22 protein-coding genes and 1 tRNA gene are annotated in these 20,839 nt (G+C 32.0%); 10 read left to right on the forward strand and 13 right to left on the reverse strand.

Annotated features, from left to right (window positions below):
- Window positions 1-35 precede the first annotated feature (35 nt).
- The 4 genes from lpxA to C8D80_RS03255 all read right to left on the reverse strand — a co-directional run bounded on the left by lpxA (window position 36) and on the right by C8D80_RS03255 (window position 4,614).
- Entirely contained in the window at window positions 36-821 is a 786-nt protein-coding gene (gene lpxA / locus C8D80_RS03240; RefSeq protein WP_133607316.1) for an acyl-ACP--UDP-N-acetylglucosamine O-acyltransferase, read from the reverse strand.
- A gap of 9 nt (window positions 822-830) precedes the next feature.
- Window positions 831-2,219, reverse strand: coding sequence for a bifunctional UDP-3-O-[3-hydroxymyristoyl] N-acetylglucosamine deacetylase/3-hydroxyacyl-ACP dehydratase (locus C8D80_RS03245; RefSeq protein WP_133607318.1), 1,389 nt, complete (start codon window positions 2,217-2,219; stop codon window positions 831-833).
- A gap of 19 nt (window positions 2,220-2,238) precedes the next feature.
- Window positions 2,239-3,258: a UDP-3-O-(3-hydroxymyristoyl)glucosamine N-acyltransferase gene (gene lpxD, locus C8D80_RS03250; protein ID WP_133607320.1), complete on the reverse strand. Its 1,020-nt coding sequence runs from the start codon at window positions 3,256-3,258 to the stop codon at window positions 2,239-2,241.
- Window positions 3,259-3,378: 120 nt separating this feature from the next.
- Entirely contained in the window at window positions 3,379-4,614 is a 1,236-nt protein-coding gene (locus C8D80_RS03255; RefSeq protein ID WP_133607322.1) for an HD domain-containing protein, read from the reverse strand.
- Window positions 4,615-4,747: 133 nt separating this feature from the next.
- On the opposite strand from C8D80_RS03255, the gene porX reads away from it, so the two are divergent.
- The 7 genes from porX (at window position 4,748) to C8D80_RS03290 (ending at window position 10,591) form a co-directional block, all read left to right on the forward strand.
- The gene (gene porX, locus C8D80_RS03260) at window positions 4,748-6,301 is read left to right on the forward strand and encodes a T9SS response regulator signal transducer PorX (RefSeq protein ID WP_133607324.1); all 1,554 of its coding nucleotides are present in this window, start codon (window positions 4,748-4,750) and stop codon (window positions 6,299-6,301) included.
- 26 nt (window positions 6,302-6,327) lie between these two features.
- Window positions 6,328-6,741 (forward strand): tRNA (adenosine(37)-N6)-threonylcarbamoyltransferase complex ATPase subunit type 1 TsaE, encoded by a 414-nt coding sequence (tsaE, locus tag C8D80_RS03265; RefSeq protein ID WP_133607326.1) that lies wholly within the window; start codon window positions 6,328-6,330, stop codon window positions 6,739-6,741.
- A gap of 59 nt (window positions 6,742-6,800) precedes the next feature.
- Window positions 6,801-7,997 carry an alanine dehydrogenase gene (locus C8D80_RS03270; RefSeq protein WP_133607328.1) on the forward strand — a complete coding sequence of 399 codons (1,197 nt, stop codon included), beginning with the start codon at window positions 6,801-6,803 and terminating at the stop codon, window positions 7,995-7,997.
- 72 nt (window positions 7,998-8,069) lie between these two features.
- Entirely contained in the window at window positions 8,070-8,456 is a 387-nt protein-coding gene (locus C8D80_RS03275; protein ID WP_133607330.1) for a DUF4258 domain-containing protein, read from the forward strand.
- Window positions 8,457-8,538: 82 nt separating this feature from the next.
- Window positions 8,539-8,616 (forward strand) — tRNA-Val (locus tag C8D80_RS03280).
- A 151-nt stretch (window positions 8,617-8,767) separates the two neighbouring features.
- On the forward strand, window positions 8,768-10,009 hold the full coding sequence (gene pepT, locus C8D80_RS03285; protein WP_133607332.1) for a peptidase T: 1,242 nt from the start codon (window positions 8,768-8,770) through the stop codon (window positions 10,007-10,009).
- A 6-nt stretch (window positions 10,010-10,015) separates the two neighbouring features.
- A complete protein-coding gene (locus C8D80_RS03290) occupies window positions 10,016-10,591 on the forward strand; it encodes a YdeI/OmpD-associated family protein (protein WP_242004817.1) in 576 nt (191 codons plus the stop codon).
- A 52-nt stretch (window positions 10,592-10,643) separates the two neighbouring features.
- On the opposite strand, the gene yajC is transcribed toward C8D80_RS03290, so the two are convergent.
- The 4 genes from yajC to C8D80_RS03310 form a co-directional block, all read right to left on the reverse strand.
- Entirely contained in the window at window positions 10,644-10,910 is a 267-nt protein-coding gene (gene yajC, locus C8D80_RS03295; protein WP_133607336.1) for a preprotein translocase subunit YajC, read from the reverse strand.
- 21 nt (window positions 10,911-10,931) lie between these two features.
- Window positions 10,932-11,390, reverse strand: coding sequence for a DUF1573 domain-containing protein (locus tag C8D80_RS03300; protein ID WP_133607338.1), 459 nt, complete (start codon window positions 11,388-11,390; stop codon window positions 10,932-10,934).
- A gap of 12 nt (window positions 11,391-11,402) precedes the next feature.
- Complete coding sequence (nusB, locus tag C8D80_RS03305; RefSeq protein ID WP_162845027.1) at window positions 11,403-12,344, reverse strand: transcription antitermination factor NusB; 942 nt, start codon at window positions 12,342-12,344, stop codon at window positions 11,403-11,405.
- An 83-nt stretch (window positions 12,345-12,427) separates the two neighbouring features.
- Window positions 12,428-13,531: a Glu/Leu/Phe/Val dehydrogenase dimerization domain-containing protein gene (locus tag C8D80_RS03310; RefSeq protein ID WP_133607340.1), complete on the reverse strand. Its 1,104-nt coding sequence runs from the start codon at window positions 13,529-13,531 to the stop codon at window positions 12,428-12,430.
- A gap of 193 nt (window positions 13,532-13,724) precedes the next feature.
- Between C8D80_RS03310 and C8D80_RS03315 the strand changes: the two genes are divergently transcribed.
- Both C8D80_RS03315 and C8D80_RS03320 read left to right on the forward strand, forming a co-directional pair.
- Window positions 13,725-15,491 (forward strand): ABC transporter ATP-binding protein, encoded by a 1,767-nt coding sequence (locus tag C8D80_RS03315; RefSeq protein WP_133607342.1) that lies wholly within the window; start codon window positions 13,725-13,727, stop codon window positions 15,489-15,491.
- A gap of 70 nt (window positions 15,492-15,561) precedes the next feature.
- A complete protein-coding gene (locus tag C8D80_RS03320; RefSeq protein ID WP_133607344.1) occupies window positions 15,562-15,936 on the forward strand; it encodes a PUR family DNA/RNA-binding protein in 375 nt (124 codons plus the stop codon).
- Window positions 15,937-15,993: 57 nt separating this feature from the next.
- Here the strand turns inward: C8D80_RS03320 and C8D80_RS03325 are convergent, their stop codons facing one another.
- From C8D80_RS03325 to trxA, 4 genes are all read right to left on the reverse strand, one after another.
- Window positions 15,994-16,326, reverse strand: coding sequence for a tRNA-binding protein (locus C8D80_RS03325; protein ID WP_133607346.1), 333 nt, complete (start codon window positions 16,324-16,326; stop codon window positions 15,994-15,996).
- A gap of 66 nt (window positions 16,327-16,392) precedes the next feature.
- On the reverse strand, window positions 16,393-16,605 hold the full coding sequence (locus C8D80_RS03330) for a YgaP family membrane protein (RefSeq protein ID WP_133607348.1): 213 nt from the start codon (window positions 16,603-16,605) through the stop codon (window positions 16,393-16,395).
- 17 nt (window positions 16,606-16,622) lie between these two features.
- Window positions 16,623-17,012, reverse strand: coding sequence for a rhodanese-like domain-containing protein (locus tag C8D80_RS03335; protein WP_199757198.1), 390 nt, complete (start codon window positions 17,010-17,012; stop codon window positions 16,623-16,625).
- Between the two features lie 44 nt (window positions 17,013-17,056).
- Window positions 17,057-17,362, reverse strand: coding sequence for a thioredoxin (gene trxA, locus C8D80_RS03340; protein WP_394364576.1), 306 nt, complete (start codon window positions 17,360-17,362; stop codon window positions 17,057-17,059).
- 139 nt (window positions 17,363-17,501) lie between these two features.
- On the opposite strand from trxA, the gene hemN reads away from it, so the two are divergent.
- A complete protein-coding gene (gene hemN / locus C8D80_RS03345) occupies window positions 17,502-18,866 on the forward strand; it encodes an oxygen-independent coproporphyrinogen III oxidase (protein ID WP_133607353.1) in 1,365 nt (454 codons plus the stop codon).
- Here the strand turns inward: hemN and C8D80_RS03350 are convergent, their stop codons facing one another.
- Window positions 18,867-20,699, reverse strand: a complete 1,833-nt coding sequence (locus C8D80_RS03350; protein WP_133607355.1) for a BamA/TamA family outer membrane protein — start codon at window positions 20,697-20,699, stop codon at window positions 18,867-18,869.
- Window positions 20,700-20,839: the final 140 nt, after the last annotated feature.

The raw sequence follows: 20,839 nt of genomic DNA on the forward strand, positions 1-20,839 counted from the left end.
TTTATTTGATGTTTATTTATTCTTTTATTTTGAGATTACATTGAACTTGTATATCCTTTCATGATACCACGTGAAGAATTTCTAATGAAATCTAAAATTTCATCTCTTTCTGTTGTAGCTTCCATTTCGGCCTCAATGATGCTTAATGCTTGCGTTGTATTGTAATTTTTTTGATATAAAATTCTGTAAATATCTTGAATTTCTCTGATTTTATCTGTTGAAAAACCTCTTCTTCTTAATCCTACAGAGTTAATTCCTACATAAGACAAAGGTTCTTTCGCCGCTTTTGTAAAAGGAGGAACATCTTTTCTTACTAATGAACCACCTGAAATCATCGCATGATCACCAATAGAAATAAACTGATGAACCGCAGCTAAACCTCCAATGATTGCAAAATCTCCCACAGTTACGTGTCCAGCCAAAGCAACACCATTTACAATAATAGCATTATCACCAATATGGCAATCGTGTGCAATATGCGCTGTAGCCATAATCAAACAGTTTTTTCCAATTTTTGTTTGACCAGAAGCAACTGTTCCTCTATTGATAGTAACACATTCTCTGATTGTGGTATTGTCTCCGATAACCGCTAACGATTCTTCTCCACCAAATTTTAAATCTTGAGGAACCGCTGAAATTACCGCACCTGGAAAAATATTACAATTTTTACCAATACGAGCGCCTTCCATGATGGTAACGTTTGAACCAATCCAAGTTCCTTCACCAATTTCAACATTATTATGTATGGTTGTAAAAGGATCAATTACAACGTTTCTTGCTATTTTGGCACCTGGATGCACATAAGCTAATGGTTGATTCATATTTTTAAATTATTTTACTTTAACTATTTGCGCCATTAATTCGGCTTCTGAAACTAATTTTCCGTTTGCATACGCATACGCTTGCATGTGACAAATTCCTCTTCTAATTGGAGAAATTAAATCGCATTTAAAGAATAAGGTATCACCTGGTAAGACTTTATTTTTAAACTTAACATTATCAATTTTCATGAAATAAGTTAAGTAATTTTCTGGATCTGGAACAGTACTTAAAATTAAGATTCCTCCTGTTTGCGCCATTGCTTCTACTTGTAAAACTCCTGGCATTACTGGAGCTCCTGGAAAATGTCCAACGAAAAAATCTTCATTCATCGTAACATTTTTCAATCCAACTACATGTGTTTCGGAAAGTTCTAAAATCTTATCTACTAACAAGAATGGTGGTCTATGAGGTAATAAATTCATAATACCATGAATATCCATTACAGGTTCTTTGTTAATATCATAACTAGGAACATTGTTACGTTCTTCAATCTTAATTAATTTAGCCATTTTCTTAGCAAACTGAGTGTTTACGTAATGTCCAGGCTTGTTAGCAATAATTTTTCCTTGAATACGAGTTCCAATTAAAGATAAATCACCAATAATATCCAATAATTTATGTCTTGCAGCCTCATTCGGATAATGTAATGTTAGGTTGTCTAAAATTCCATTTTCTTTAACCGAAATGGTATCTTTATTGAAAGCTGTCTTTAAGTTTTCCATTGTTTCAGCTGAAATTTCTTTATCAACATAAACAATGGCATTATTTAAATCACCACCTTTAATTAAACCATTATTCAAAAGTGATTCTAATTCATGTAAAAAACTAAAAGTTCTACAATTTGAAATTTCTTTTTTAAATTCTTTAATTCCTTTCATTGTAGCGTTTTGTGTACCTAAAACTTTAGTACCAAAATCAACCATTGCTGTGACACAATATTCATCTGAAGGAATTACCGTAATTTCACTTCCTGTAGCTTCATCTAGGTAAGAAATTACATCTTTAACTACAAATATTTTTCTTTCTGCTTCTTGCTCAACAACTCCAACTTTTTCAATGGCTTCAACAAAATATTTTGAAGAACCATCCATAATAGGAAGTTCAGAAGCATTTAATTCTATAATAACGTTATCTAAATCGCAACCCACAAGCGCCGCTAATACGTGCTCTGGTGTTTGAATCATTACTCCTAATTTTTCTAAATTAGTGCCTCGTTGCGTATTTACAACATAATTTGCATCAGCTTCAATAATTGGTTGGCCTTCCAAATCTACACGTACAAATGTAAATCCGTTGTTTACAGGAGCCGGTTTAAAAGTCATTGCAACTTCTTGACCTGTGTGTAAACCTACACCTTTTAATGATATTTCTGCAGCAATTGTTGTTTGCTTCGCCATGATAAAAATGGTTTTAAAATTATTTAATTGTATTTTTTAATTCTTCTAAATCGGAAACAATTTTAGGTAAATTTCTAAAATGTACAAAGGCTTTAGCAAAATCTCCATAATTAAAAGCGGGACTACCTTGAACAACTTCGCCTGCTTCTAAATTTTTTCCGATACCTGATTGCGCTTGAATTTTAACTCCATCACCAATAGTTAAATGCCCCGCAAATCCGACTTGACCACCAATTAAACAGTTTTTACCTATTTTGGTAGTTCCTGCAATTCCGGTTTGTGCAGCGATGACAGTGTTTTCACCAATTTCAACATTATGTGCTACTTGAATGTGATTATCAAGTTTTACTCCTTTTCTAATAATTGTTGAACCTAAAGTAGCTCTATCAACGGTTGTACAAGCACCAATTTCAACATCATCTTCAATAATTACATTTCCAATTTGTGGTACTTTCACATAACTTCCATCTTCTTGAGGCGCAAAACCAAATCCATCTGAACCGATAATGGTTCCTGAATGAATGGTACATCTGTTTCCAATAACCGTTTCAGAATAAATTCGAACACCTGCAAAGAAAACACAATTGTCACCAATAGTTACGTTATCTCCAATGAAACTATTCGGATAAATTTTTACATTATTTCCTATGGTTACATTCTTCCCAACATAACAAAAACTTCCTAAATACAAATCAGAACCATAAGTTACACCATCAGAAATTACTGAAGGTTGCTCAATACCTGATTTCATCAGTTTTACTTGATTGTAGTATTCTAACAACTTTGAAAATGATTGATAAGCATCTTCTACCTTAATTAAAGTAGTTGTTATTTCTTGTTCTGGCTCAAATGTATTGTTAACTATTGTAACAGATGCTTGAGTAGAATAAATGTAATTGATATATTTTGGGTTGGCCAAAAACGTCAAAGACCCTTCTGTTCCTTCCTCTATTTTAGACAATTTAAAAACTTCAGCATCTGGATTTCCAACTACTTCGCCCTCTAAAATGCCTGCTATTTGCGCTGCTGTAAACTTCATTTTAAAATTTTATTACTATCTAATTAGATAGATTTTGGGATATAAAAATACTCATTTTCATTTAATACAATGTATTGATTCCACTTCATCTTGGCAAAAATATGAAATTAAATTAAAAAGCTATGCTTCTAAGACCACTTTTGGAAAACATATAAAGTATTTTGTTACTGGTTTTGATAAAGCTTTTAAATGTAATTGGTCAGATGCTTCTACTACATCTTCAATAGTTTTATCCTTTTTCAAAATACGAATAGGCTCACTTGATTTGCTATACGCTTGATTTTTTAACTTGCCTTTGAATACAAAATAATCCGCTTCTTTATCGGAAATTCCAGCAAGAGCAATGTATTTATTCTTAATTGCTAATAGATTCTCTTTGTTTGGTTTATCATCTGTCATTTGAATCTTTAGTAAATCACGATTTAATATCATTCTACATAACGATTGTAAAACAAAATCATCATGAAAATGCCATGATTTAATCGCGCCCATCACATCATAATCATCCAAATAAGAAAATTTATTTAAAACACTTTTATCAAAATCAGACAAAGAAATTTTGTTTTGCATGAAAAATTGCAACGATTCGCTGCAAGGTAATACAATTCCTTTTTGAGTTAATTCTTTGGCACGTTTTAGAATTTTGGTCAAGATTAATTCCGCTACAACGCTAGTTTTATGCAAATACGCTTGCCAATACATTAATCTTCGGGCAACTAAAAACTTTTCAACCGAATAAATTCCTTTTTCCTCAATAACTAAATAATCATCTTGCACGTTCATCATTTGAATCAAACGCTCGCTGTTGATATTTCCTTCGGCTACACCGCTGTAAAAACTATCGCGTTTTAGATAATCCATTCTATCCATATCTAACTGACTTGAAATCAATTGCAACATGAATTTTCTATGATATTCGCCTTTAAAAACTTGAATCGCAAGCGCTAATTTTCCATCAAATTCTTTATTCAATTGCTCCATGAACAACAACGATAATTCTTCATGATGCACTTCTTCCACAATACTATGTTCCATGGCATGACTGTAGGGACCGTGACCAATATCGTGCAACAAAATAGCAATATACAATGCATTTTCTTCTTCTTCCGAAATTGCAACACCTTTAAACTGCAAGGTTTGAACCGCTTTTTGCATAATATGCATACAACCTAACGCATGATGAAAACGCGTATGATGCGCACCCGGATAAACCAAATACGACATTCCCATTTGAGAAATTCTTCGCAAACGTTGAAAGTAAGGATGCTGAATTAAATCGTAAATTAAAGAATTAGGAATGGTAATAAAACCATAAATTGGATCGTTGAATATTTTGAGTTTGTTGGTTTGGCTCACAAGTATAAATTTTGAGTAACAAATGTAGCGATTTTTTACAAAAAGAATTGTTTAAAACTAATGGGAAATTTTATACTAAATTTAATACAATGGTCGTTTAATAAATACTAACTTGCACACAAATTAAGAAGAAATGAGCCAGATAAAAATCCTTTGGGTTGATGATGAAATTGATTTATTAAAACCACATATCCTTTTTTTAGAAAAGAAGAATTATCATGTAACTACCTGTAATAACGGGCAAGATGCTATTGATTTGTTTGATGAAAACAATTTTGATGTGGTGTTTTTAGATGAAAACATGCCGGGTTTAAGTGGTTTAGAAACTTTATCTGAATTAAAAGAAAAGAAATCTTCGGTTCCGGTGATTATGATTACCAAAAGTGAAGAAGAATATATTATGGAAGAAGCTATCGGTTCTAAAATTGCCGATTATTTGATAAAACCTGTAAATCCAAATCAGATTTTATTGAGTTTAAAAAAGAATTTAGATCATTCACGATTGATTTCTGAGAAAACAACTTTGGATTATCAGAAAGAATTCCGAAAAATTGCGATGGATATGGCAATGGTTCGTACCTATGAAGATTGGGTGGAATTGTATAAAAAATTATTGTTCTGGGAATTAGAGTTGGAAAACATCGAAGACCAAAGCATGGTTGAAATTTTGGAAAGTCAAAAAGCCGAAGCCAATATGCAATTTGGTAAATTCATCGAGCGTAATTACGAAGATTGGTTCCAACCAAAAGCCGATAAACCGATTCTTTCACATGAAATCTTTGGGGAATTAGTCGCGCCTGAAATCCGTAAAAAAGACAAGCCTATTCTATTCGTGGTGATTGACAACTTACGTTATGATCAATGGAAAGCATTTGAAAGCGTTGTAAATAATCACTACAAACTGGAAAAAGAAGTCAGCTACTTCTCTATTTTACCAACAGCAACTCAATATGCTCGTAATGCGATATTTTCGGGTTTAACGCCTTTAGATATGGAAAAGAAATTTCCTCAATATTGGAAAAACGATCCAGATGAAGGTGGAAAAAATCTGTATGAAGGTGAATTTTTAACCGAACAACTAAAACGTTTAGGATTAAACATCAAGCAAGAATATTATAAGATAACCAATTTTACAGCTGGAAAAAAATTAGCAGACAACTTCAAATCATTAAAAAACAATGATTTAACGACTATTGTTTATAATTTCGTAGACATGTTATCGCACGCTAAAACCGAAATGGATGTAGTAAAAGAATTAGCTTCAAACGATAAAGCATATCGCTCTTTAACGGCGAGTTGGTTTAAGAATTCTCCACTTTTAGACATGATTCAACAAGCACAACAACTTGGTTTTAGATTGATTATAACTACCGACCATGGAACTATCAATTGTAAAAATCCATCGAAAGTTATTGGTGATAAAAACACAAGTTTAAATCTTCGCTACAAAACCGGAAGAAGTTTAACCTATGAAGACAAAGACGTTTATGCTGTGAAAGATCCGAAAAAAATTGGTTTACCAGCTCTAAACATGAGTAGCTCTTTTATTTTTGCGAAAAACGATTTATTTTTGGCTTACGTTAATAACTACAATCATTATGTGAGTTATTACCGAAATACCTATCAACACGGAGGAATTTCATTAGAAGAAATGGTGATTCCGTTTTTAGTTTTAGAACCAAGATAATAGTGTTCAGTTAACTTAGAATATATATGACGATAATTTTTTCATTAGACGAAATCACAAACGTTGCCAAGCAAATATTAGCCACGCCATCATTAAAAAAAGTAATTACATTTCACGCTCAAATGGGTGCTGGAAAAACCACTTTAATTAAAGAATTGGTGAAAGAATTAGGCGTAAAAGATAATTCAAGTAGTCCTACATTTTCTTTAGTGAATGAATATCGCACGTTTGAAGGTGAAATCGTATATCATTTTGATTTGTACCGATTAAATTCAGAAGAAGAAGGTTACGACATGGGATTAGACGAATATTTCTATTCTGATAATTGGTGTTTTATCGAATGGCCAGAAAAAACACCCAATTTAATTCCGATAGACCACGCCAGTATTTCAATAAAAGTAATGGCGGACGGTAAAAGAGAATTGACCTTGAAGAACTAAAAGATTCTTTTCTATTTTAAAAAATATTCCTAAATTGGTACCACAAAAAACAACGCAACATGTCCATTTATAGTCCATTTTCGAAATCACAACTATTACCACAAGAAGAAAAGCTAGAAGTGGCGCGTCATAAAAGTGAGTTGTTTATAGGAATTCCTAAAGAAACTTCTTATCAAGAACGTCGTATTTGCTTAACACCAGATGCCGTTTCTTCATTAGTTTCACATGGACATCGCGTAATGTTAGAAGCTGGTGCTGGAGAATGTTCAAGTTATAGCGATAAAGAATATAGCGATGCAGGTGCCGAAATAACTCAAGACACAAAAAAAGTATTGGGTTGCCCAATGATTTTAAAAGTGGAACCACCTACTCTAGCCGAACTAGAAATGATGAATCCGCAAACTATCGTTATTTCAGCAATTCAATTAAAAACTCAGAAAAAAGAATATTTTGAAGCCTTAGCTACTAAAAGAATTACTGCCTTAGCTTTCGAATTTATAAAAGATGAAGATGGTTCCTATCCAGCAGTAAAATCACTATCTGAAATTGCAGGAACTGCTTCGGTTTTGATCGCATCAGAATTGATGATTGGAGAAAACATTGGAAAAGGATTATTGTTTGGAAATATTACAGGAGTTCCACCTACAAAAGTTGTCATAATTGGTGCAGGAACAGTTGCAGAATATGCTGCCAGAACCGCTTTAGGACTAGGCGCAACTGTGAAAGTATTTGATAATTCGATTACCAAATTACGTCGTTTACAAAACACATTAAATCAAAGAATATTTACTTCTACTATTCAAGAAAAATCGCTTTTAAAAGCCTTACGTCGTTGTGATGTTGCTATTGGTGCTATGAAAGGTAAAAACCGTGCTCCAATTGTAGTTACTGAAACTATGGTGGAACACATGAAAAAAGGAGCTGTTATTGTAGATGTTAGTATTGATACGGGAGGTTGTTTTGAAACTTCAGAAGTCACCACACACGAAAAACCAACCTTTATTAAAAACGGAGTAATTCACTATTGTGTTCCCAATATTCCTTCTCGATATTCTAAAACGGCTTCAATGTCAATTAGTAATATCATTTCTCCTTTCTTATTACATATTGCAGATGATGGTGGAATTGAAACCGCTATTCGTTGCAACAGAGGTTTAAAACACGGTATTTATTCGTATCACGGAGTTTTAACCAATAAAGCAATTGCCGATTGGTTTAATTTAGAATACCGTGACATCAACTTAATTGTTTTTTAATATCCTTCAAAAGATAAAAATCTATGTGTCTATGTGTTTAATTTAAACTAAATTTGCACAAATTATACTATTATGAAGTTTCAGTTTCGTTTAGCCTACTACTTATTTGGATTATTTTTAGGAGCAATATTTGTAATTTGGTTTTTAAAAGCAAAAGCAAATGATAAAGGGGTAGAATTTTGCTACTTACCAAATTGTCGTGTTTTAAAAGATTTAAGAAGTAAATCATTAGATATTGATACACTTGCTAAGAAATCTTTATCTGAAAAATGGGTTACAATGGAAGATGTTAAAGAAAGTTTACGCTATGGTGATGTAGATTTTGATAAAAGTAATGAACCATATAGAAAAGGTAAGATTTATGTAATTGAAGGCAAAACTGCTAATAATGAAGAAATTACTATTACAATGGTAAATTACACTAACAAAGTCTTGTTAGAAAAGATAGAAAAAAAGTAATTTTTTCTTCAAAACACTTGCAGAAACAAATATTCCTTGTATATTTGCACTCGCAATACGGTAATAGTAAAGCACTATATTGGGGCGATTAGCTCAGCTGGTTCAGAGCACCTCGTTTACACCGAGGGGGTCGGGGGTTCGAACCCCTCATCGCCCACCAAATTTAAATCCTACAGAAATGTGGGATTTTTTGTTTTTAGAAATGTGTCTAAAATTAGTAGTTTTCAAACAATTCATACAATACTTATTAAACTCATTAGAATTTTAAAATAACTACTTCATTCCCTATATTTGTATAAATTTAAAAATTCATGCAACACATTATCGATCGCTTTATAAGCTACGTAACAATTGATACAGAATCAGATCCAAATTCTGACACCACTCCAAGTACAAAAAAACAACTCGACCTTGCCAATTTGCTAGTCAAAGAACTTAAAACAATGGGAATGACTGAAGTAACTATTGATAAAAATGGTTATGTAATGGCTACTTTAGAAAGCAATGTCAAACATGAAGTTCCAACTATCGGATTTGTTTCTCATTATGACACGACTCCTGATTTTACTGGAGCTAACGTAAAGCCTCAAATTGTAAAAAATTATGATGGTGGTGATATTGTTTTAAACAAAAAACAAAACATCATTTTATCACCAAGTTACTTTAAAGACTTGTTACAATATAAAGGACAAACTTTAATTACTACTGACGGAACTACGCTTCTAGGTGCCGATGACAAAGCCGGAATTACTGAAATCATGTCGGCGATGGAATATTTAATTCAACATCCAGAAATCAAACACGGAAAAATTCGTGTAGGATTCACGCCTGATGAAGAAATTGGTCGTGGCGCACATAAATTTGATGTTGAAAAATTTGGTTGCGAATGGGCTTATACCATGGACGGAAGTCAAATTGGTGAATTAGAATATGAAAATTTTAATGCCGCTGGAGCTAAAATTATTTTCAAAGGAAAAAGCGTTCACCCTGGTTATGCTAAAGGAAAAATGATTAACTCAATGCTTTTAGCGAATCAATTTATTTCGAAATTACCAAAAAACGAAATCCCAGAAAAAACAAAAGGTTATGAAGGATTTTTTCACGTAGTTGGAATTTCTGGAAGTATTGAAGAAACTGTGGTAGAATTAATTATTCGCGACCATAGTGCAAAAAAATTCAAAGAAAGAAAAGAATTTATTCACGAATTAGCGAATAAATTCAATAAAAAGTGGAAAAAACAATTTGGTGAAGAAATCTTAATTGCGGAAGTAAAAGACCAATACTATAACATGAAAGAAAAGGTAAAACCTGTTTTTCATATCGTAGAAATTGCCGAAAAAGCAATGAAAGAATTAGGTATCAAACCATTAATTAAACCAATTCGTGGTGGAACTGATGGTTGCCAGTTGTCTTATAAAGGTTTACCTTGTCCTAATATCTTTGCTGGAGGACACAATTTCCATGGAAAATACGAATACGTTCCAGTTGAAAGTATGGTAAAAGCTACTGAAGTGATTGTGAAAATTGCCGAAATTACAGCAATTAAAAAATAAAACTTGGTGGAAGAAAACAAATGGAATAAAACCAATCAATGGGAAAACGAATTGGAGCAATTGCATGCTATTATTCGCAAAACACCTTTAATTGAAACTACGAAATGGGGCGGACCTGTTTACACTTACAACAATAAAAATGTATTGGGAATAGGAGGTTTTAAATCGTATTTTGGAATATGGTTTTACAATGGTGTTTTTCTAAAAGATGAGAAAAAATTACTCATCAATGCCAATGAAGAAAATACGAAGTCACTTCGCCAAATGCGATTTAACTCGGCACAAGAAATTGATGAAAAACTGATTTTAAATTATATCAAAGAAGCCATTGAAATTGAAGATAAAGGATTAGTTATTCCGAAAGAAAAAAAAGAAACCATTATCCCTGAATTGTTGCAAAAAGAATTGAATAAAAATTCAGAACTACATACTAAATTCAATCAATTTTCACCATATAAACAAAGAGAATTTATAGAATATATCGTTACTGCCAAACAAGAAAAAACACAGTTGGCTCGCTTAGAAAAAGTCATTCCAATGATTTTAGAAGAAAAAGGTTTGAACGATAAATATAGAGCATAAAAAAGCCGAATTTCTTAATTGAAATTCGGCTTTACTTTTATTTAAAATGAAATTATGCTTTTAATTTAGCACTCATTTCCATTGAAATAGCTGATTTTTCCATTTTGATTTTTCCTGCCATAGTTTCAACTACGATAGTATCATCATTCATTTCAGCAATTTTTCCATGAATTCCTGATTTAGTGATGATTTTATCACCTACTTTTAATCCGGCTTCAAATGCTTTCTCTTTTTTGGCTCTTTGTTGTTGTGGTCTTATTAATAAGAAATAAAACACGGCAATCATTAATACAATTTGTATTGCTAAACTTGGATTCATAATTTATTTATTATTTAGCTACTACTTAGCAGCTGGTGTTACATTTGCTTTAATTTTGAACGTTTCATGACCATTTTCTGAATTGGTCGTTAATGTTACTGTTTTTTCTTGTGATCCTGGTTTACCTTTTGAATCAAAAGACACTTTTATTGGTGCTGAAGCTCCTGGTTTTATAGGTTCTTTCGGTGGTTCTGGAACAGTACAACCACAACTTCCTTTAGCATCAGATATCACTAAATCTGTTTCACCTACATTTTTAACTATAAATTCAGTTTCAACAACATCACCTTCATTAATGGTCCCAAAATCGTGAACTTCTTTATCTAATTCTACTTTAGGAAATTTACCAATTAAAGCTCTCTCTGCTTCAATCGATTTCATATCAGCATCTGTAATTTTATCTGCTGCACTTTCTTGCTTACAAGCTGTTGCTAACACAACTAATGAAAGGGCGAATAACCCAACTGATTTTCTTATCATATTTTTAAAATTTTATAATAAACCTCTACCTGCTTTGTTCAATTTTCCATCTCGGTCAAACTCTTTTACTAAGTTGTCCAATATTCCGTTGATAAAAATACTACTTTTTGGCGTAGAATATTCTTTTGCAATTTCTAAATATTCGTTAATTGTTACTTTCGTAGGAATAGAAGGGAATTTCAATAACTCACAAATTGCCATTTTCAAGATAATGGTATCAATTTCGGCAATACGCTCTACATCCCAATTTGGTGTTTTATCGATATATTCTTTAGATAATTCAACTTCGTTTAAAACTGTTTTTCTAAACAAATTCTTTACAAACTCTTTATCATCAGAATCTTTATACACTTTTGGAATTACCAATGCATCATGTTCCGATTTTAATTGTTTGATTTGCTTCACAATCAAAGTATTGATTCCTGGTAAATCATCCACCCAAGTCAATTTATAATCTTCTAAATAATCGTATAAACGATCACTTGGAGCAATTACTTCGGTATATAAATCGGCAATAAAGTTTTTATCATCTTCAAAACTACTAGTTGATTTTTCCATGTAGTTTTGGTACAATTCACTTTCTTTAATAGTGTCTATTAAACCTAAAATAATATCATCATTCAATTTCCAATTGTTGATGTTATTATCATCTAAAGCCGTTTCTAATGCTTCTGATTCGGTTAATAAAACCAAAGCTTTATTGTTGATGAATTTTAAATTTGGATGACGCTCTTCTTTAGTAGCTAAGTGTTTTTTAGAAGCCAATTCGATGTATTCCTCTTCTTTCTTTTTGATTTCGATAAGTGCTGAAAGCAATAAAAGATACAAGTTTTGGGTATTTTCGATACTTTGAAAAAGGAATTTTTCTTCTTTATCCAAATTATCAGATTGGTGTTGGTGCATTGCATAAATACTTTGCATCACTTTTACTCGGATATGTCTTCTGTTTAACATACTAATTAAGAACTTTATAAAATTAAGAGAGCGAAAAAGTTACCTCTTTCGCTCTGCAAAAATACAATTTTATTTAAAACGAATTACTTCTTTAATTCATTTTTTGCATCATCAATACGTTTTTGCGCCATTGAAAAAGCTGCTTGATGCGTAGTAATGTTGTTATCATCTGCAAATTTGAAAATCTCTAATGCTGTGTTATAGATGTTTTCTGTTTTTTCCATCACCTGAGCATTCGTCCATTTTACTAATTCAGAATACACATTGATAACACCTCCAGCGTTAATTAAGAAATCAGGCGCATATAAAATACCTTTTTCTTTTAAGATTTTTCCGTGAATTGCTTCGTTTGCTAATTGGTTGTTAGCCGCTCCAGCAATGATAGAAGCTTTTATATTATTGATAGTAGCATCGTTAATAGTAGCTCCTAAAGCACAAGGTGCATAAATATCTACATCAGCACTATATAAATCAGCACCTGTATAAATTTTAGCGCCGTACTTCGCTCCTACTTGGTTTACTCTATCTTCGTTAATATCAGTAATCGTAACTAAAGCACCACTTTCTGTTAAGTGTTGTACTAACACTTCACCCACGTGACCAATTCCTTGTACTAATACTTTTTTACCTTCTAAACTATCAGAACCATATTTGTATTTAGCAGCTGCTTTCATTCCCATGAAAACTCCGTAAGCTGTTACAGGAGAAGGATTTCCAGAACCACCTCTTTCAACTGAAATACCCGCAACGTGTTTCGTTACTTCGTTAACAGTATCCATGTCTTTGGTTTCCATTCCTACATCTTCTGCAGTGATATATTTTCCAGATAATGAATCTACAAATTGTCCAAAACGACGCATTAATTCAGGAGTTTTTTGTGTTTTAGCGTCACCAATGATAACTGCTTTTCCTCCACCTAAATTTAATCCCGAAATTGAGTTTTTGAAAGTCATTCCACGAGACAAACGTAAAACGTCGTTTAACGCTTCCCATTCGTTAGTATAATTCCACATTCTAGTTCCTCCTAAAGCAGGTCCTAAAACTGTGTTATGAATTCCAATAATTGCTTTTAATCCTGTATCTTTGTCGTGACAAAATACAACTTGTTCATGACCATCAAAAGAAACCTGACCAAAAACTGGGTCTACTTTATGAAGCTCATTCGCTTTTAATAATTCTGCTGTCATGTGATTTGAGTTGGGTTGAAAATTATTCAATATTTAATTACAATATTACGAATAATTTTAAATTGATTCAAAAAATTATATTTATTTTAATAATTTAGCAATGAAAAGCTAAAAAACCCGATAATCATTCATTATCAATTGATTAACTTTTTAATTAATTTGATAACGATTCGATATCACACTAAAGATTACTATGAAAGAACTGCAATATTTAAACAAATACTTTGTCAAATATAAATATCGTTTCCTATTAGGGATATTAATCACTATAATCGCACAAATATTTTCTTTATTCACTCCTGAGTTAATTGGTAACTCTATTAAAGTGATTGAAGATTATGTGAATCATCCTACAAATGATATTCCGTTTCAAAAAGAATTACTAGTAAAAAACATTCTTTTAATCTTAGCTACCACTATTATAGCTGGATTTTTTACTTTCTTAATGCGTCAGACTTTAATTGTAATGTCGCGCCATGTAGAATTTGATTTGAAGAATGAAATTTTTAATCACTACCAAACCCTAACGCAAAGTTTCTACAAACGCAATCGTACTGGTGACTTAATGAGTCGAATTAGTGAAGACGTTGGAAAAGTAAGAATGTATGTTGGGCCTGCCGTTATGTATTCGTTAAATACCTTAATGCGTTTTACGATTGTGGTGATTTACATGTATAACATATCACCAAAACTTACTTTATATTCTTTATTACCATTACCACTTTTATCGTATAGTATTTTCAAAATCAGCTCTATGATTCACAAGAAAAGTGGTGATTTTCAACAAAATTTATCTACTTTATCTTCTTTTACGCAAGAAATTTTTTCAGGAATTCGAGTGATAAAAGCCTATGCAATTGAGAATAAAAAACAACAAGAGTTTACTGATTTAAGTAATGAAAGTAAGGTAAAAGCAATGGATTTAGCCAAAGTAAATTCGCTTTTCGGTCCGTTAATGATTTTACTTATTGGATTGAGTAACTTGGTTGTGGTGTATGTTGGTGGTTCTATGTACATTAATAACGACCCTGAAATTAACAGTATTGGAGTAATTGCCCAATTCATTTTATACATCAACATGTTAACTTGGCCTGTTGCCTCTTTAGGTTGGGTTTCGTCATTGGTTCAAGAGGCAGAAGCTTCTCAAAAACGTATTAATGAATTCCTAAAAGAAGAACCAGAGATAAAAAACACCAATAGTAGTCATTCATTAATTGAAGGGACAATTCAATTTGATAATGTCTCTTTTGAATACGATGATACCAATATCAAAGCTTTAGACAAGATTTCATTTGAAGTTAAAAAAGGAAAAACATTAGCTATTTTAGGAAAAACAGGTTCAGGAAAATCAACGCTTTTAACTTTGATTAGTCGTTTATATGACACCAATTCAGGAACGGTATTCATTGATAACAATGACATTAAAGATTTAAATTTATTCGATTTACGTAATCAAATAAGTGTGGTGCCACAAGATGCTTTCTTGTTCTCAGATAGTATTAAAAATAACATCAAATTTGGTAATGAAAATGCTACCGATGAAGAAGTTATGGAAGCTGCAAAAAAAGCAGTAGTTCATGACAACATTATGAATTTTAATCAGCAATACGAAACGGTTTTAGGCGAACGAGGGATAACATTATCAGGTGGACAAAAACAAAGAGTTTCAATTGCTAGAGCTTTAATCAAAAACGCTCCTATCCTACTATTAGATGATTGTCTTAGCGCCGTTGATACCGAAACCGAAGAAACCATACTAAACAACTTGCTAGCATATTGCAAAGACAAAACCACTATTATCGTAAGTCACCGTGTTTCATCAGCTAAAAATGCGGATTGGATTATCATTTTAGAGGAAGGAAAAATCATTGAGCAAGGCACTCATTCTCAACTATTAGAACAAAATGGTTACTACAAAGAGTTATACTTAAAACAACTTTCGGAAAAAGAAATTGACTAAACTTTTGTTTAATCCGATTTTTTTTTAGATTTTTGAGACGCTATAACACTAATTAATTGACAGTAGGATTATGAGAGAAAATGACATGTTAGAAAAAGAAGATATTTTTTCTAAAGTATTGCGTGCAGGAAGAAGAACGTATTTCTTTGATGTAAGAGCTACAAAAGCAGATGATTACTACATTACCATTACTGAAAGTAAAAAGTTTACAGAAGAAGATGGTTCTTTTCACTTTAAAAAACACAAAATTTATTTGTACAAAGAAGATTTCGCTGCTTTCAGAGAAATTTTAGACGAAATGACTGATTTTGTTTTAGACCAAAAAGGTGAAGAAGTAATTTCGGAAAGACACCAAAAAGATTTCAAAAGAGAAATCTATGCTGAAGATAACGAAGAAATAAAATCAGCAGAAAGTTTTACAAATATTGATTTTGATGATATTTAATCATCAGATTTTAAAATACAAATCCCAAATTCTAAAAAAGAGTTTGGGATTTTTTTTTTATCCAATTCGCAACCCATTTTCAACAGGAATATCAGAAGTCAACAAAACAATATCATGCTCTTCTCCTACCGAACCTAAAACTAAACATTCGCTCATGAAATCTGCAATTTGTTTTTTAGGAAAATTGACAACTGCAATAATTTGTTTTCCTAGTAATTCTTCTTTAGCATAACGTTTGGTAATTTGAGCGGATGATTTTTTGATTCCCAATTCAACACCAAAATCAATCGTTAATTGATATGCTGGTTTATTCGCTTTTGGAAAATCTTGAACTTCTAAAATTGTTCCTACTCGCATTTCTACTTTTTCAAAATCATGCCAAGTTATCATATTTATAAAATAAAAAAGTACAATTTACCGAAGTAAATCATACTTATATTAGACGTTAAATCGTATTTATTTTTTTGCTTTTACTTTGCAAGTATTTATTCCAAACAAGGTGTAAAACGGACAAAACTGTACCGAAGCTACAATAATCATTACGGCTCCAACACCCAAAGCAATCCATTTTAAATTTCCTTCCAAAATTCCTGAAAGTCCTAGTATAATAGCAATAACACCAATCATAACTCGAACAAAACGATCGGCAGTTCCAATATTTTTCTTCATAATCTAAAATATTAAGTTTATTTAACGGTTGGTTTTTCTTCGCTTGTCCAGTTTGTAATTCCGCCTTCTAAGTCGGTTATGGTCTTAAATCCTAATTCTTTCAATCTCGCAGAAGCTTTAGCACTTCTTCCACCTGATTTACAATACACCATTACAGGTTTTTCTTTATCTAAACTTACCACTTTGGCATCAAAATCATCCGCCATAAAATCGATATTCACAGCATTTTCAATATGACCTTGACTAAATTCTTCTGGTGTACGAACATCAACCAACTGAACATCAGGTTGTGTCATTTTTTTCTCATAAGTGGCTACATCTAAAACTTGCACACCATCAGCTTGATTTTTTAAACAAGAGGTAAATCCTAACAAAAGGAACATTAAACTCAATACTTTTATCTTCATTATTCTATTTTTTTATGTTTTCGAATCTAAATATACAAAAAAAATTAATTCAAATGATTACTGATAATATCAGTTAAATCTTTTGAACTTAAAACTCCTGATTGTCTCCAAAGCATTTTACCTGTTTTAAATAACATCAAAGTAGGAACTCCACGAACCATAAAATGACTAGCCAAATCTTGATGTTGATCGACATTCACTTTTATAATTTTTACAGCTTCTTTTAAATTAGTTTTCACTTCTTGCAATATTGGCGACATCATTTTACACGGGCCACACCAATCGGCATAGAAGTCCACTAAAACCAAATCATTACTATTGATGATATCATTGAATTTTGCGTTCATAATCTTTATTTTTTCAATTTCAAAGATACAATTCAAAAGACTTTTTTTATGTAATATTTGTTACACAAAGGCAATATGATAATTATCATTTTTTCTTTTCTAGAAGCGCTTTAAGTTTGTATTGTGCTAAAAATATATCGTCATGTCAGTCTCAATAGTCCAAAAATATAACGTTCCAGGACCACGCTATACTAGTTATCCTACTGTCCCTTATTGGGAAGAGGAAAAATTCAATTTAGAAGATTGGAAACGTACCCTTTTACAATCTTTTAAAGAATCGAATGCTACCGAAGGTATCAGCTTATATATTCACCTTCCGTTTTGCGAAAGTTTGTGTACTTTTTGTGGTTGCAACAAGCGAATTACAAAACGTCATGAGGTTGAAGATCCTTACATTACAGCCGTAATTAAAGAATGGAAATTGTATTGCGATTTATTTCCAAGAAAACCTATCATCAAAGAAATTCATTTAGGTGGCGGAACTCCAACATTTTTCTCGCCTGAAAATTTAGAACGATTGATGAACGGCATTTTTCAATATGCAACAAAAGCCGAAGAACACGAATTTAGTTTTGAAGGGCATCCAAACAACACAACTCGACACCATTTACAAACCTTATATAATTTAGGATTCAGACGCGTGAGTTTTGGTGTGCAAGATTATTCACCTATAGTACAAGAAGCTATTCACCGTATTCAACCTTTTCATAACGTAGCAAAAGTGACGTTTTGGGCAAAAGAAATTGGCTACACATCAGTAGGACACGATTTAATTTTCGGATTGCCTTTTCAAACATTAGCTGATGTTAAAGATACGATTGATAAAACCAAATCATTACAACCTGATCGATTAGCTTTTTACAGCTACGCACACGTGCCATGGATTAAAGGAAACGGACAACGTGGTTTTAAAGACGAAGATTTACCAAAAGATGATGAAAAACGCATGTTGTATGAAGAAGGCAAAAAACAACTCGCACAAAACGGTTACCACGAAATTGGAATGGATCATTTTGCATTAGAAAATGACAGTATGTTTATTTCGTTCAATGAAGGAAAATTGCATCGTAATTTCATGGGCTACACGGCTTCAAAAACGCAATTGATGATTGGATTAGGCGTTTCGTCAATTAGCGATAGTTGGTACAGTTTTGCTCAAAATGAAAAAACAATTGAAGATTATTACACCCATTTAGCAGAAGACCAATTACCTATTTTCAGAGGTCACGTTTTAACACCAGAAGACTTAATTATTAGAAGACATATTTTGAATTTAATGTGTCAATTTACCACTTCTTGGAAAGATGAAACTTTAGATTTTCCTGAACTACCATCAGTTTTAGCAAGTTTAGAAGAAATGCAAGAGGATGGTTTGCTTACTCTTCAAGACAACTCGATAACGGTTACCGAAAAAGGAAAACCTTTCGTTCGTAATATTTGTATGGCATTCGATTTGAGATTAATCAGAAAAGCTCCAGAAACTAAGCTATTTTCTATGACGATTTAACTACTCATATCGAATATAACCTGGTTTAGATAATTGAAAATCGTAAAGTGATAAATTCGTGTTTTCAAACGAATTGAACTTGTTAATTCCATCACCTTCAAAAGGAATCGTAGGATAATACGAAAACGAAATTTGGAAACTATTAAACACTAAAAAGTCATTATTTATTAGTGCACCAATACTAAATTTCGAATACACTTTACTTGAGAATAAAGCTTTTTCGTTTGCCAAAGAACCAAGTGTAGTGTTGAAATACGGACTAAATCGGAAGCCATACCAACTACCAGGAATATAAGATTGTGTTTGAAAAGAAACAGTCCATTTTTGAGTCCCATTTAAACGATTATTAAATCCTGGCAAGCCATCTTCGTCAAGTAAAGTCAAACGGTCTTTAAACGAATCATCTCGATTATTTCCCCAAACGTAAGTAGGCTTCACAAATTGTCTAAAACGCCAATTTCCCCATGAAATAAGTGGACTAAAATAATTCAATCCTAGTTTAAAAGTGGTTTGTTCTGTTAAACCTGCATCGTAAAAACTGCCCCATTCGGCAAAACCACTAGCATAACCAAAAGAATATTTTCTTCCAAAAGAAACACTCAATCCAGTATACAATCTAGAATTACTGTTTTTTTCTTGATGTCCTACAATTAAAGCAATATTTTCTCCGTATGGAATATCTTCAGTAATGTTGTAGTTGAAAACAAATTTATCTTGGTAAAACTTTTGCTTAGAAAAACCAATCATTCCTATCCAGTTTTTTTCATTTGAAAAATAAGAAGTAGGATCTAAAACAGCCGCTGGCATTTGTCCAAATACTTTTTGATTATAGGTTAACGCTAAAACCATGTTATTAAAATAACGCTCAGGATTTGATTTTGGATTTATTTTAAAAGCTCTACCATACCAATATTCCTGAAAATCATATGAAACATTTTGCAATGAAATAGTGTCTAATACCGGAAATTGTTCCGTTCTCAATCGGTTTTCAAAAAAAGCACCACCCGCATTTTTTGTAATTACGGAGTAAAATGGTCGATTAATATTGATACTTCTCTTACTATCGTTATTGTAATCATTTGCGTAATCCAAATCCAAGCGGATGTAAGTGTTTTTAATATTATTGATAGAATATTGCGCATAAACTGCTCGCTCTTTTGTGTCAAAACGATTTTTGATGTTTCCACTAATTAAATGTCCAAATCCTAAAATGTTACGCTCCGTTAATTTAGCACTGCTTTCACTTGACGACAAACTACCTGTTGGAATTAATGTCCAGGAATCTAAAACTCGAATCTTTATATCAATGGAATCTTTACTGTTTGCAATATCTATTGGAACAATCGTAACTTCACGGATATAACGTTGACTTCGTATCAAACGTTCCGATTCGAGCAATAACTTGGAATCTAATTTATCATGCTTCTTAAAAAGCATAATATTTCTAATAGTAACTTCTTTCGTTCTGATATGAATTGAATTACCAAATTTTTCCATACTTCGTTTCGGAACTTTTTTCTCGTTCGTAACGGAATAACCAAAAGGATCCAGTGTTTCAATGGTTATATTTCGAATAATCTTTCCTTCTTGATATTTACTTACAACTTTTTCTTTCTTTTTAGGTTTAGAAGGAAATAAATTCTCAGCTTTTAATGCCGATTCTCTAAATAATAGCTTGTAAATAAATCGTGAAAACTTACTTTTTTTTGAAAAATTATTAATGTCTTTGTAAATAGAAATACTATCCTTCTCTTGTATAACATTCTGAGCAAAAGTGCCCGAAGAATGAAAACAAAAGATAAAAACAACAAAAAATAGGATATTCTTTTTCACCCCACAAAATTATTACTATAAAATCGAATAATTATTACACAATTCCGATAAAACGTTATAAAATCAAATTTAGTACCACTTCCAAGATGTTAAAATTCATTCCAAAAAGTTTATGTACCTTTGCACAAATTTAATACCCT

The organism is Flavobacterium cheniae (genome assembly GCF_004363695.1).
In the GTDB taxonomy this organism is placed as follows: domain Bacteria; phylum Bacteroidota; class Bacteroidia; order Flavobacteriales; family Flavobacteriaceae; genus Flavobacterium; species Flavobacterium cheniae.